The following is a 13,787-nucleotide window of genomic DNA, read 5'->3' as shown; positions in this document are numbered from 1 at the left end:
ATCAGCTGGTTGGGTTTTGGTAGTATACCTGCCTTTAGTCAACCCGGTGGGAATAGCGAAATGAATGGACTGCAAGACAGCCTCGCCAAGCTTGGCCATATCATGTATAACGAGCCGAGTGAGCCGGAGCGGCTGAAGGCGAACTTTTCATTTGTCAAAACACTGGTGGCTGCATTGAAGACACCGCGTTCCTATTCTTTTCCGTTCGACTCCCTTGATATGGTTTCGATATTGAAGTCGCCAGACGATCGGTTCCGAATATTTTCTTGGCACATTGAATTGAATGATGGATCCTATCTCTACTATGGCGCCATCCAGCTGAATACGCCGGATGGAAGCCTCCGGATGTACCCCTTGCTGGATAAGACCTATGACATCCAGTCACCGGAAACGGCGGTGACCGCCGCGGATACGTGGTACGGCGCTCAGTATTACCGCATCATTCCGTTTCAGGGCAATTATCTCCTCTTGGGCTGGAAAGGACATAATCCGCAGCTCACGCAGAAGGTGATTGAAGTGCTCGAGGTGACCGACCGCGGCGCGCGCTTGGGCAAACCGGTCTTTGTCGGTGACAGTACCGGACAGCACACCCGTATGATCTATCGATTCAGCAGGAATGCGACGATGTATATGGACTATGATTCGGCGGAAAACCGGATTGTCCTTGACCACTTGGCGCCGCCTGATGCCTCGGATGAAGGCCATGTCGACCGATACGGGCCGGATATGACCTATGATGCCTGGCAATTGAAAGATGGACAGCTGGTGCTGGTGCCGGATATCCCCTTGATGAATTTGCCGAGCCCGAACGACGACCGGTTTAATGACCCTCAAAAACCTTTTAGCCATCCAAAGAGCGGTATTTCCATACAATGAAGACCGGATTAGTAGACGAATTATTTTGGTTACATTCAAGGTGAAATCCCGAAAAGTTTGTTTTATTTGCACGTGCTAGACGTTTTTTTCATCAAGATAACCTAAAATCTAATGGAACAATTACAAGAAGAAGAACAATTAAATAAACATCTTACCGAACATGGCGCAAATACCAAACGGGTGTTCGCGCACCCCGTTGGATTGTTTGTCCTCTTTTTCTCGGAGATGTGGGAGCGGTTCAGCTACTATGGCATGCGGGCTTTGCTCACGCTTTTTTTGGTGTCCGAACTGGCAAGTGGTGGCTGGCAGTGGTCGCGTGAAGATGCACTCGAACTCTATGGATGGTATACCGGACTCGTCTACCTCACGCCGCTCTTGGGCGGCCTGATCGCCGACCGGATCATCGGCCAGCGCAAAGCCGTCATTTGGGGCGGGATCATCATGACACTGGGGCACGCTTCCCTGGCATTTGAAGGCGTGGGAAGTTCGTTTTTTTACCTCGGATTGGCGTTGATCATCCTGGGCAACGGGCTCTTCAAACCGAATATTTCATCCATTGTCGGTCAGCTCTATCCGGATAACAGCAAGAAGAAGGATGCCGCTTATACCATATTCTACATGGGTATCAATGCGGGTTCGTTCCTTGGGATGCTGCTTTGCGGCTACATCGGCGAGAAAGTGGGCTGGCATTATGGCTTTGGCTTAGCGGGCATCTTCATGTTTTTCGGTGCCCTGCAGTTTTATTATGGACAGCGCATCTTTGGTGTGTTGGGCTTGAGTCCGAAGGATGCGCTGCGGCGCGATGACGCGGTAGCGAGTACGGTAAAACAGGAGGAGGCCGCCGAAAAACAGGTGCCCGGTAACGTCGTGCGGGATCGGTTGATCGTTATTGTCGTACTCTCCTTGTCAAGCATCTTCTTTTGGATGGCCTTTGAGCAGGCGGGAGGCTCCATGAACATTTTCGGTCGGGATTATACGCAGCGCGCCTTGGCGGGCAGTGCGGCGGTCACCTTCAAATGGGTCGATGCCGCGGTGACCATTTTCCCGCTGCTCATCGTATCCGGGGTGGTCTTTGCCTTGGCTAAGCGCATCTTCCGCGCCTATCCGGCGACCATTATCTTTACAGCCCTGAGCTTCCTGATCATTTGGGGCATCGGTATCTGGAAAGTGCAGCGTGAGTTCACCGCCTTGCAGACGGAGGTGCCGGCTTCGTGGTTCCAGATGCTCAATGCGTTTTTCATTATTTCCCTGGCGACGTTCTTCAGCAGGTTGTGGGAACGCGTGTACAACCCCATCGGACCTATTAAGTTTGCCTTGGGGTTGATTCTGCTGGGTATCGGATTCGCGGCGTTGGCCTATGGAAGCAGGGATATCCCGCAGGGGGCTGCAACTGCCCAGGTGAGCATGATCTGGTTGATCCTGGCTTATTTCTTCCACACGTCCGGCGAGCTGTGTGTTTCGCCGGTAGGGTTGTCTTACATGAGCAAGCTGTCTCCCAAGAAACTGGTGGGACTGATCTTTGGGGTCTGGTTTGCCTGTACTGCGGTGGCCAACTGGTTGGCCGGTATGTCGGGGAGCTTCATCGACCGCATCAGCGAAACATATTCGATGTCTACTTTTTTCCTGATTTTCGCCATGGTGCCGGGCCTCGCCGGTATAATTTTGATTATTTTTTCGCCGCTGTTGAAGCGTATGATGCACGGTATTCATTAACCTGCGTGAAAGATAACACATACCGTTGCAGCGCTTGCCGTTGTAACGGCATTTTTGTGTTCACCTTTTACTGATAATCCTTACCTTTACCCATCAAATTGGAATCGGCAGTGTCAGATAGCATCGTCATCATCCCTACATACAACGAAAAAGAAAATATTGAAAAGCTTATCCGCAACGTATTTTCGCTTGTTGATGGTTTTCACATATTGGTGGTAGACGATAGCTCGCCCGATGGTACCGGGGCGATCGTCAAACGCTTGCAAGCGGAATTTCCCGAGCGGCTATTTCTGGAAGAGCGGGCGGGGAAATCTGGACTGGGTACGGCATACATTCATGGGTTCCGTTGGTGCGTGGCGCGCGATTATGCCTACATTTTCGAAATGGATGCCGATTTTTCGCATAACCCCGATGACCTGCCCCGGCTTCGCGATGCGTGTATTGCCGGTGCGGACATGGCCATCGGGTCGCGCTACATCAAGGGCGTCAATGTGGTCAATTGGCCGATGAGCAGGGTGTTGATGTCCTATTTCGCGTCGTGGTACGTGCGGTTGGTCACGGGAATAGCGATTCGGGATGCCACGGCTGGTTTTGTATGCTACCGGCGCCGCGTATTGGAAACCATCCCGCTCGAGCGCATTCGGTTTGTGGGATATGCCTTTCAAATTGAAATGAAATTTACGGCCATTAAGTATGGATTTAAGGTGATGGAAGTGCCCATTATCTTTACGGACCGTACGGAAGGGGTGTCGAAAATGAGTACGCGCATCTTCCGTGAGGCGTTCTTCGGTGTGGTGCAGATGAAGATCAGTAGCTGGTTTAGGAAGTATGATCGGTGATGGGTCTGTTATCTAATGTCTAAGCAAAAAAAATGAACGAGCATTTGGATCCAAACCCCGATAAGCTGTCGAATGCGGAGCGCGAGCTGGAGAAGGTGCTTCGGCCGCAGGCGTTTGAGGATTTTACGGGCCAGCAGAAGATCCTTGATAACCTGAAGATATTCGTACAGGCGGCTAGGTTCCGAGGGGAGGCGCTGGACCATGTACTGCTCCATGGCCCTCCCGGCCTGGGGAAGACTACGCTGTCGCACATTATTGCGAATGAGATGGGGGTGGGGATCAAGATCACGTCCGGACCGGTATTGGATAAGCCGGGTGATCTGGCGGGGCTCTTGACCAACTTGGAGGGGGGCGATGTCCTCTTCATTGATGAGATCCATCGGCTCAGCCCATTGGTAGAGGAGTATTTGTATTCGGCCATGGAGGATTTCCGGATAGACATCATGCTGGAGACAGGTCCCAATGCGCGTTCGGTGCAGATCAACCTCAATCCGTTTACGTTGATCGGCGCCACTACGCGTTCGGGCTTGCTGACGGCCCCGCTCCGGGCACGGTTCGGTATCAATGCCCGGTTGGCCTATTACGATGCAAAATTGCTGACGACCATCGTGCTCCGGTCGGCCAGCATCCTCCGTACGCCGATCACCGAAGAGGGTGCCTACGAAATCGCCCGGCGGAGCCGCGGCACACCGCGGATCGCGAACGCCCTGCTGCGGCGTACGCGTGATTTTGCGCAGATCAAAGGCGACGGAACGATCGATACGCCCATCGCCCAGTATGCATTGAATGCATTGAATGTAGACGAACACGGACTGGACGAGATGGACAACCGTATCCTGCTCACCATCATCGACAAATTTAAAGGCGGACCAGTAGGCTTGAAGACGATCGCCACGGCGGTAGGGGAGGATGAAGGCACCATTGAGGAAGTCTATGAGCCGTTTTTGATTCAAGAGGGGTATTTGATGCGTACATCCCGCGGGAGGGAATGCACGGAACTGGCTTACAAGCACCTGGGTAAGACCACTTATCCAAAAGGAAATACCTTGTTCTAATCGGCATGGTCCTATTTTTGCTGCAAAAAAAGATATGAAAAGAAACTACCTCGTCAACAGCCTTGCATGCTGCCTTTTCCTGCTTCCGTTGTTTTCAAACGCCCAATCGGGAAATGAATCACCCATTCCATATTTCCGGTATTCGGCCACGGTGGGCGCAGGCCCGACCCTGCTCTACGGAGATTCCGATGACCGGAAGATCGGGATAGGAGGTTACCTTCGGGGCAATTACTTCATCACGCATGGATTGAGCATTGGCTTGGAATTACAGGAGGGACTGCTCAGGTCGGGAGGCAGCATGGAAACCGAAAATCTCTACCACGGAGCGATTCTTGGAGCTGGCTTTCAACCCATCAAATTCTTCCAGGACGATCACCTGAGACGCATCGAGTACCGAAAATCCTGGGGCATACGGGCACTGGAGAGCGTGTATGCTGGAGCCGGTATTGGAGCGTTGTATAACCTGCAATTGATCAGGACGGGTTCGTTTGAGCAAAATAATAATATGGGTATCAGTTACCTCGTCAGTACCAACTTGGGGCTGGAGCTGCCGCTCCACAACCTACACCCCAATCTCCTGGATTCGTATGTGTGGAATTTGGTGGTGAATGCGCAGGCGAATTTCGCCCTTGATGATAAGGTCGACCGGTATAATGCCGCCACCGATGCGAATGAGCACAATGACGCCTACAGTTTGCTGACGATAGGGGTCAACTTGCGTTTTTGATCTTCTTCAGCTTGTTCAGCAATTTCCGTCCCCGGCTCTGTACCGCGGCCGAACCCCCGCGCATCAGAAACCTGATCTGCTGCTCCAGTTCTTCTGTGATCCAATCGAACTCCCTACTCATGTTGAATAGGATATCCATGCAATTGACCTGCACGGCGACCGGCGTTTCCGCATCGATCAGCCACCCGAAAACGGTCTCGACGACGCATGGCCGGTCGACCTTCTCCCATGCATCTCGATAGGCACCCGCTGTTTTGGGGTCGGTGATGTACATCAGTATTTTCGTGAAATGGCGTTGGCAGCTTGGGTTTTCTTGTTCGGGCAGCCGTGTGATGAAGTCGTCGAATATCGGTAAAAATTGATCGGGGTGATGAGCTACGACGTATTCCAGCACCCAGGCCGCCCGAAAGGCCAGCGAATCGTCGGTTTTACAGTAGGTGATTTCGTGGAGCAAGGCCACGGTGGCGACAGGCGTTTCATCCATCGTCATGAAACTCGGTATTGTCGTTTTCGTCAGGCTGGTCAACCCGTTAATGAGCGCCTGTTTGTCCATTGATGGTTTCGAGATGTCCTTGGAACGACATGGTTATGCAGTTTTTAGCGTGACCAATTTGTGGCCGTAAATATACGATACCAAGCGTGTTTTTGCATGAAACATCTGGAGCTTTTGGTTGTTTATCGAGAAATATACGATATGGACCTGCATTCGGGCCTTCCTTATTGGATTGTCAAAAACGAGCTATTCAATTATTTCAACCCGCTAAGGACGCATTATACGATTGATGTGGCGATTATCGGGTCGGGCATTACGGGAACACTGGTCGCCCACGAATTATCTTCGGCGGGTATCCCCTGCGCCATCGTGGATAAGCGGACCGCCGCCACGGGGAGCACGGCGGCGAGCAGTTCGCAACTCCAGTATGAATTAGACATACCCTTGTCTGAAATGATGGAAATGATCGGGACGGACAGGGCTGTGAAGGCTTATCATGCCAGTTTGCAGGCGATCACCGACATTGAAAAGGTGTTTAAGGATGCTGGTGTCAATCCTGATTTTAAACGGGTGTCCAGCATCTACCTGGCCAGTGATAAACGCGGACTTCAAGTAGTGGAACGGGAATACGATGTCCGTAGGAAACATCAGCTGCCGGTGGACTTGTTGGATCAGGAGGCACTCCTCGCGGCTCATCATATTGACGGTCACGGTGCGTTGAAGAACGCGGAAGCCGCGCAAATGGATTGTTACCGAGCGGCGACCGGGCTGCTCAACCACCATCTCGGGAAAGATGAACTTTCGCTCTTTACCCATACGGACATTGTGGCGTGTGAAGCGCGAAGGAACGGGTACACCTTGTTGACGGGAGACGGGTTGCGCATCCGGTGTAAATATGTAGTCATCGCCACGGGGTTTGAGGCGGGGAAATTCCTGCCTCATCGGGTGATGGACCTGCATTCGACCTACGTGTTGGTCTCCCAGCCGGTGGACGATTCCCAGCTGTGGCCGGAGCGCAGCCTGATCTGGGAGACGAAAAAACCTTATTGTTATCTGCGCACGACTTCGGACAACCGCATGATGATCGGTGGAGAAGATGTCAAATTTAGAAATCCGGAACGACGGGACAGGCTATTGCGTTGGAAAACAAGCCGGTTAGAAAAGCAATTCCGGAAGATCTATCCGGAATTGCCTTTTGTGACGGATATGGCTTGGTGCGGCACCTTCAGTGCCACCAAGGATGGCTTGCCGTTTATCGGTGCTTGGCCGGGTAGGCAGCGCATGCTCTTTGCCTTGGGCTATGGCGGTAACGGCATCACCTTCAGCATGATTGCCGCGCAGCTGGTCAAAAACAAGTTGACCGGCATCAAAGATGAACGGGAAAACCTGTTCGGGTTTGAGCGCTAAATATACCGGTTCACGATATTCTCAAATAATTCCTGTTTGCCGCTGATGGTATCCGGTTCACCCGATGCCGCAGCGATGTCGCGGAGGTCGGCAAGTCCCAGTTGGCCATTTTCAAATTCCTTGCCTTTTCCGGATTCGAAAGAAGCGTAGCGCTCAGCACGCAGTTTTCGGTAGTCGGACTTTTGGAGGATGTTGTCTGCCGCGATCAGGGCACGGGCAAAGGTGTCGGCCCCGCCGATGTGCGCATAAAATAAGTCGGCGCGATCGGTGGAATTGCGGCGTACCTTGGCATCGAAATTAATGCCCCCACCGGCGAATCCCCCGGCCTCCAAGACGATCAGCATGCATTCGGCGAGCTCATTGACGTTGTTCGGAAATTGATCGGTATCCCATCCATTTTGGTAGTCGCCCCGGTTGGCATCCATGGAGCCGAGCAAACCCGCATCGGCCGCTACTTGCAGCTCATGTTGAAAAGTATGTCCCGCCAGTGTGGCATGATTGACCTCCAAGTTGAGTTTGAAATCGGTAAGCAGGTCGTACTGGCGCAGAAAACTGATCACCGTAGCGGCATCGTAATCGTATTGGTGTTTGGTGGGTTCGCAGGGTTTGGGTTCGATGAAAAACGTGCCCTTGAAGCCCTGTGCACGTGCGTAATCCTTTGCGACATGCAACATGCGGGCGAGGTGTTCCTGCTCACGTTTCATGTCGGTATTGAGCAAGGTCATGTATCCCTCGCGGCCGCCCCAAAAGACGTAGTTTTCACCGCCAAGGGCAATGGTCGCATCCAAGGCCGCCTTGATCTGGGCGCCGGCATGTGCCACGACGGCAAAATCGGGATTGGTAGCTGCGCCATTCATATAGCGTTTATGCGAAAACAGGTTGGCGGTACCCCACAGCAGTTTCACGCCGCTGGTAGCCTGCTTTTCTTTGGCATACGCGACCAGTGTTTGAAGCCTGCGTTCGTTTTCGGCTACGTCATCGCCATAGTCCACCACATCCACGTCGTGGAAGCAGTAATACGGCATGCCGATTTTGGTGATGAATTCAAATGCCGCATCCATCTTATCCTTTGCCCGTTGGATGACATCATCGCTTGTATTCCATGGAAAAAATAACGTGGCCCCGCCGAATGGGTCGCCGCCGTTACCGTTGAAGGAGTGCCAGTAAGCCACCGCAAAGCGGAGGTGCTCTTCCATGGTTTTGCCTGCGATAACCTTGCTGGCATCATACCAACGGTAGGCCAATGGATTGTCTGATTCGGGGCCTTCATATTGGATTTTCCCGATACCTTTGAAATATTCGTTTTCGCCGATAAGTACGTTTGACATGTTTTTTTATTTATTGTTAATTCGTTTCAAGTTCATTGGCGAGTTGATCCTCCAGGAGCTGTTTCCATTCCTGGTAAAACTCTTCATAATGGGGGGAACCTTGCGGTTCCACTGTTTTGATCGCCTTCAACCCGCTGAACGCTTCGTCCGCGGAGGCAAAGATGCCCGAGCCGATGCCTGCACCCAGTGCGGCGCCGACGCTGCCATCGTTTTCATACAATTCCACCGGCACACCCGTGACGTCGACGAAGATCTCCGTAAAAAGCTCGCTGAGGAACATATTGGCCTGTCCCGCTCGGATAATGGCCGGCCGGATGTTGTTTTCCCGGATGATATCGAGTCCGTAACGGAAGGCATAGGCGATGCCTTCCTGCGATGCCCGGAAGACCTGCGAACGCCCGTGCGCATTGAAATCGAGGTCGATGAACCGCGCCCCCAGCATTTTATTATGGAGGATGCGTTCGGCGCCGTTGCCGAACGGCATGATTTTGAGTCCGTTGCTGCCGGGGTTCGCTGCCTTGCCCAAGACATTCATCTGCTGATAATCGATGCCATGTCCGAAATACTCCTTGACCCACCGGTTGAGGATACCGGTACCGTTTATGCAGAGCAATACCCCTGTGCGCGGTACCTCCGGCGTATAGTTTACGTGGGCAAAGGTGTTTACCCGCGATGCATGGTCGTACACCAATCCGTCGCTTACCGCATAGATCACCCCAGATGTGCCGGCCGTAGCCGCTACCTCTCCGGGGCGCAGTACATTGAGCGATAAGGCATTGTTGGGCTGGTCGCCGGCCTTATAGCCTACCGGTATACCCGGTTTAAGCCCCAGTTGGGCCGCCACCTCGCGGCGCAAGGAGCCGTGTGTTCCGAAGAGTGGCTTGATTTCGGGGAATATCGACTCATCAAACCCGAAGTGCTGGATAATATCCCTGGAAATGCGGTTGGCTTTGAAGTCCCAAAAAACACCTTCGGAGAGCGCGGATATGCTGGTGGTGGCTTCGCCGGTCAGTTTAAGGGCAATGTAGTCGCCCGGAAGCATGATTTTATGTGCGTTGGCGTAGACGTCCGGTTCCTCGGCCTTGACCCAAGCCCACTTGGAGGCCGTAAAATTGCCCGGCGAATTGAGCAGATGTTCCAGTGCATGCTCGGGACCGATTTTCGCAAACGCTTGGTCGCCGATCTCCACGGCGCGGCTGTCGCACCAGATGATGGAATTCCGGAGGGCATCGCCATTGACATCAACGACGACCAAGCCATGCATCTGGTAAGCGATCCCGATGGCGCCGATGGCGTTGGTGTCGAAGGTAGCCTTGCTCGTCAGGCTGCGGACGGCCAAGGATACCTGCTCCCACCACATGTCAGGGGACTGCTCGGCCCACCCTGGTATGACCGAGAGGATGTTATTTTCATGATCTTCCGGATAGCGAGCGGACGCGATGCTGAGCTGCGTATCCGCGTCGACCACCGAAACTTTGATGGAAGATGTGCCAATATCGATGCCTAATAATAGCATAAAAATTCAACTAGGTTTTATGGAAATGCTAACGTTGGCATAAAGGTAGGGTATTCCTTTAAATTTCCAAACACTATTATTACTTTTGTTTCATTGCTATACATCCACTGACCATTAACCCCATTGGCTTGAAAAGAATTACGATACTCGATATTGCGAAAGAACTTAACATCACCTTTTCCACCGTTGCCCGCGCACTCAACGACCACCCTGCCATCGCCACCGCGACCAAGCAAGCGGTACGGGAAACGGCCGAACGGTTGGGGTATCGCCCCAATAAAGTCGCCTCGTCGCTGCGTTCCGGCAAGACCAAGATCATCGGCGTGCTGGTGCCCCGCTTTGACGTGAGTTTCTTCGGTTCGGTGGTGCACGGCATTGAGGGCGTGATGAACGAACACGGATACACGATCCTGCTTTATCAGTCGCAGGAATCCATCAAACAGGAAGTCAAGGGCATCGACACTTTCCTGCGCTCGCGTGTGGACGGCATCATCGCGTCCATTTCCCTGGAAACCGAAGGCGATGGTGAATACAGTGAAATCAAGGAACGGAACATTCCGCTGGCTTTTTTCGACCGCGTGCCGCAGGGGCTCAACGTACCCTCGGTGACCATCGACGACTACCGCGGCGGCTTCATGGCCACCGAACACCTGATCAGGGCGGGCTACCGCCGGATCGTGCACATCAATCAATACCGCAACATCAACATTTTCAATGAACGGTTACGCGGATACCTCGATGCGTTGAAGCAGTATGGGCTTCCGGTGGATGAAAATCTGATCATCAAAGGGGATTTTTCCCTGGAATTCGGCCGGCAATGCGTGCGGGACCTGTTGGCAAATCACATCGCCTTTGATGCGATATTCACCTTGGAGGATTTCACCGCGATGGGGGTGGTCCAGGAGTTGAAAGCCCTGGGAAAGCGCATACCCGAGGATGTAGGAGTGGTCGGCTTTGCCAATGAAGCGTTTACCAGTTTGGTAAGCCCCACCATCTCTACCGTTGACCAGCGTACCGTAGAGATGGGAGAGGAGGTTGCCCGCTTATTCCTCAAGCTGCTGAAAAAAGGCGACTACTATGAGCACAAGCCCGAAAAGGTCGTGTTACAACCGGAATTACTGGTGCGGGAGAGTTCCAGCAGGAGTTGAGACCGCTGAATAGCCAATTGTTTTCTTCGAAAATTTTAAGATCATGTTTTGAACTGCGGCATTTTTTTGTTTGCTTTGCATTGTTTAAAATTAGTCTAAATAATGAAGCAAGTATACATATTACTATTGATGGCCTTCGCAGTCGTTGCGAATGGCTTTTCCCAAGAAACCGCAACAACGGGAATAATAACAGGCCGGGTCCGTACGGCAGACGGTGGAGTCGCACCCGGTGTGACCGTCCACTTAGTTGGCACGAACCGTAAGTCGGTTTCGGACCGGGACGGGGAGTTCAAGTTCCAGCGGCTTGACCCGGACGAGTATACCATCGCCGTCTCTTCGATCGGATTGACGGCCGTAGAGAGGTCGATTACCGTGATGGCCGGTGCCACGGTGGAAGCTGATTTTGTCTTAAACGAAACGGCACAGGTACTGGAGGAAGTGACGGTTGATGCCCTGCGTGACCAATTCATGGCCAAGAGCAGTTCCTATGTCGGTAAGATGCCGTTGGGACGGCTGGAAAATACCCAGTCATACAGCACCGTGTCCAGGGCATTGCTCGACCAGCAGGTGGCGTTGAGCATGGAGGATGGGTTGAAGAACGTACCGGGCATCATGAAGATCTGGGATGCCACGGGTCGTGCAGGTGATGGTGGGTCCTATTTTGCGTCACGGGGCTTTATCACAGGGGCCGGTCTGCGCAACGGGATGGCCGGCAACATGACGAATACCGTTGATGCCTATAACCTCGATCAGATTGAGATGATCAAAGGGCCATCGGCTACATTGTTTGGCAACCAATTCACCAGCTATGGCGGTGTGATGAACCGTGTCACGAAGAAACCCTACGAAACGTTCGGGGGCGAAGTCGGCTACACGACCGGCAGCTATGGCATGAATCGGTTGACGGCCGACGTGAATGTCCCGTTGGCGGCCGATGGCTCGGTGTTATTCCGCCTGAATACGGCGTACCAGCAGGAGCGCAGCTTCCAGGATTACGGATTTGCAAAGGGGTTGGCCATATCGCCCAGCCTGACCCTGCACGCTACGGACAAGCTGTCTTTCCAGATAGATGGAGAGTTTTATAACAGCAAACAAGCAGGGACCAAACAGGTGATCTACGCGCTGCCGCCCAGTCAGGTCAACGCGGCGCTGACAGCGGTATTGGGAGGGTTGGAACTACCGCCGGGATTCCTTGATCAATTGGTGGCCTCCCTTCCGAAGACCATCAAAGAAGCCTATGGCGCAGACCGGGCGGACCAAATCGGGCTGGACTACAAGCGGTCGTATATCGGCAATGACATCATCGGCACCACTTCGGTGGCTAATTTCATTGCGCAGATGGACTACCGGTTCAACGAGCAATGGACATCCACCACAGTGGTGGCGTCGTCCAACAACAGTTCAGGCGGTGACACGCCTTATTTTTACATCCTTCCCAACTACCTGGGCAACCTCGTGACGAGTCTGACCTCCGGTAACCCGCCCACCATCGGGGATCCCGGACACGATTACATGATGCGGATGTCGTGGCGGCCGGTCGGGCGGGACAATGTCCTGCAAGCGCAGCAGAATTTTGTCGGCGATTTCAGGTTGGGGGATATGCGCAACCGCCTGGTCGTCGGCCTCGACTGGTTCAACCGGGTGGTGGACAATAACTATAGCCGGTTCAACGGGCTGCTGTTCGGAGCGATACCCTATCCCGGTGTGTTTGATGTCGTGAAGACCTCGGGCGAAGTGCCCAACTACCAGCACCTGATCAAAGGAAAGCTGGATTCGGCGTACGCGGCGGGGGATGCTATTTTTTACACCAGCTATAACAAGCTAAATACCTACAGCGCTTATGTATCGGACGTGTTGAACGTGACGGATCAGTTGCTCGTTTCGGCCGGGCTGCGGGTCGATCATTTCAGTAACCGGGGTAACTACGATCCGTTGACCGGTACGTATAATGGCGGGTTCGAGCAAACGGCGCTTTCTCCGAAGTTCGGGTTGATTTATCAGCCGATCAAGGACAAGCTGGCCCTCTTTGGCAACTATCAGAGCGGGTTTGTCAATCAAACGGGGGCCGATGTGAATGGAAATGTATTCAAGCCCGAGCAGGCCTTTCAATGGGAAGCCGGATTGAAGTCCGACCTGTTCGATAGCCGGTTGGTCGCGACGGTGAGTTATTATGATATCAAGGTCAGGAATATTGTACGCCCCGATCCGGACGACCCGAACTTCAATATCCAGCGGGGCAACCAGTTGAGCCGGGGCATCGAGGCCGACATCACAGCGCAACCCGTTGACGGCTTAAGCCTGGTCGTGGGTTATGCTTACAATGACAGCAAGATGGAAGACGCCGGGGAAGATGTGGAAGGCCTGCGGCCCGGTTCGGCCGGAGCCGAGCAGATGGCCAATTGGTGGGTATCCTACCATTTGCCCGAAACCGCCATCCGCGGGCTCGGTGTGGGTGTCGGAGGCAATTATGTCGGCGAAGTGTTAACATTCAACAGCCATCAGGACGGCCGGTTTCTCCTCCCCGCCTACACGCTTTGGAATGCCTCGTTGTTTTTCGAGCGGAGCAAATACCGCTTTGCTGCCCGGATGAACAATTTGACCAACGAAAAGTATTGGGTAGGGTGGACCACCATGAACCCACAGATGCCCCGGCAGTTTCTGCTGTCGCTGGCGTATACGTTTTAA

General features: G+C 53.2%; 11 protein-coding genes. 8 read left to right on the top strand and 3 right to left on the bottom strand.

The genetic code is table 11. The annotated features are described in order from the left end of the window. Nucleotides 1-60 precede the first annotated feature (60 nt). From ACMGDE_RS13975 to ACMGDE_RS13955, 5 genes are all read left to right on the top strand, one after another. Nucleotides 61-876 (top strand): hypothetical protein, encoded by an 816-nt coding sequence (locus ACMGDE_RS13975; RefSeq protein WP_436833425.1) that lies wholly within the window; start codon nt 61-63, stop codon nt 874-876. Between the two features lie 111 nt (nt 877-987). Further along, entirely contained in the window at nt 988-2,589 is a 1,602-nt protein-coding gene (locus tag ACMGDE_RS13970; protein WP_436833424.1) for a peptide MFS transporter, read from the top strand. 110 nt (nt 2,590-2,699) lie between these two features. Continuing rightward, entirely contained in the window at nt 2,700-3,428 is a 729-nt protein-coding gene (locus ACMGDE_RS13965) for a polyprenol monophosphomannose synthase (RefSeq protein WP_436833423.1), read from the top strand. 32 nt (nt 3,429-3,460) lie between these two features. Beyond that, nucleotides 3,461-4,483 carry a Holliday junction branch migration DNA helicase RuvB gene (gene ruvB, locus ACMGDE_RS13960; protein WP_436833422.1) on the top strand — a complete coding sequence of 341 codons (1,023 nt, stop codon included), beginning with the start codon at nt 3,461-3,463 and terminating at the stop codon, nt 4,481-4,483. A 34-nt stretch (nt 4,484-4,517) separates the two neighbouring features. Continuing rightward, on the top strand, nt 4,518-5,210 hold the full coding sequence (locus ACMGDE_RS13955; protein WP_436833421.1) for a hypothetical protein: 693 nt from the start codon (nt 4,518-4,520) through the stop codon (nt 5,208-5,210). On the opposite strand, the gene ACMGDE_RS13950 is transcribed toward ACMGDE_RS13955, so the two are convergent. Then, entirely contained in the window at nt 5,194-5,763 is a 570-nt protein-coding gene (locus ACMGDE_RS13950; RefSeq protein ID WP_436833420.1) for a HEAT-like fold family protein, read from the bottom strand. The genes ACMGDE_RS13955 and ACMGDE_RS13950 overlap by 17 nt on opposite strands. A 96-nt stretch (nt 5,764-5,859) precedes the next feature. Between ACMGDE_RS13950 and ACMGDE_RS13945 the strand changes: the two genes are divergently transcribed. Continuing rightward, entirely contained in the window at nt 5,860-7,110 is a 1,251-nt protein-coding gene (locus ACMGDE_RS13945; protein WP_436833419.1) for an NAD(P)/FAD-dependent oxidoreductase, read from the top strand. On the opposite strand, the gene xylA is transcribed toward ACMGDE_RS13945, so the two are convergent. Both xylA and ACMGDE_RS13935 read right to left on the bottom strand, forming a co-directional pair. Next, nucleotides 7,107-8,438, bottom strand: a complete 1,332-nt coding sequence (gene xylA / locus ACMGDE_RS13940; RefSeq protein WP_436833418.1) for a xylose isomerase — start codon at nt 8,436-8,438, stop codon at nt 7,107-7,109. The two genes, ACMGDE_RS13945 and xylA, sit on opposite strands and share 4 nt — an antisense overlap. 16 nt (nt 8,439-8,454) lie before the next feature. Then, nucleotides 8,455-9,954, bottom strand: coding sequence for a xylulokinase (locus tag ACMGDE_RS13935; RefSeq protein ID WP_436833417.1), 1,500 nt, complete (start codon nt 9,952-9,954; stop codon nt 8,455-8,457). Between the two features lie 128 nt (nt 9,955-10,082). Here ACMGDE_RS13935 and ACMGDE_RS13930 point away from each other — a divergent pair, with 128 nt between their 5' ends. Both ACMGDE_RS13930 and ACMGDE_RS13925 read left to right on the top strand, forming a co-directional pair. Then, on the top strand, nt 10,083-11,102 hold the full coding sequence (locus ACMGDE_RS13930) for a LacI family DNA-binding transcriptional regulator (RefSeq protein ID WP_436833416.1): 1,020 nt from the start codon (nt 10,083-10,085) through the stop codon (nt 11,100-11,102). 102 nt (nt 11,103-11,204) lie between these two features. Then, nucleotides 11,205-13,787 (top strand): TonB-dependent receptor domain-containing protein, encoded by a 2,583-nt coding sequence (locus tag ACMGDE_RS13925; RefSeq protein ID WP_436833415.1) that lies wholly within the window; start codon nt 11,205-11,207, stop codon nt 13,785-13,787.

The sequence above is a fragment of the Parapedobacter brassicae genome (assembly GCF_051400755.1).
Taxonomy (GTDB): Bacteria; Bacteroidota; Bacteroidia; order Sphingobacteriales; family Sphingobacteriaceae; genus Parapedobacter.
Note: the sequence above shows the minus strand (reverse complement) of the source record. Positions and strands in the feature narration are given on the sequence as shown.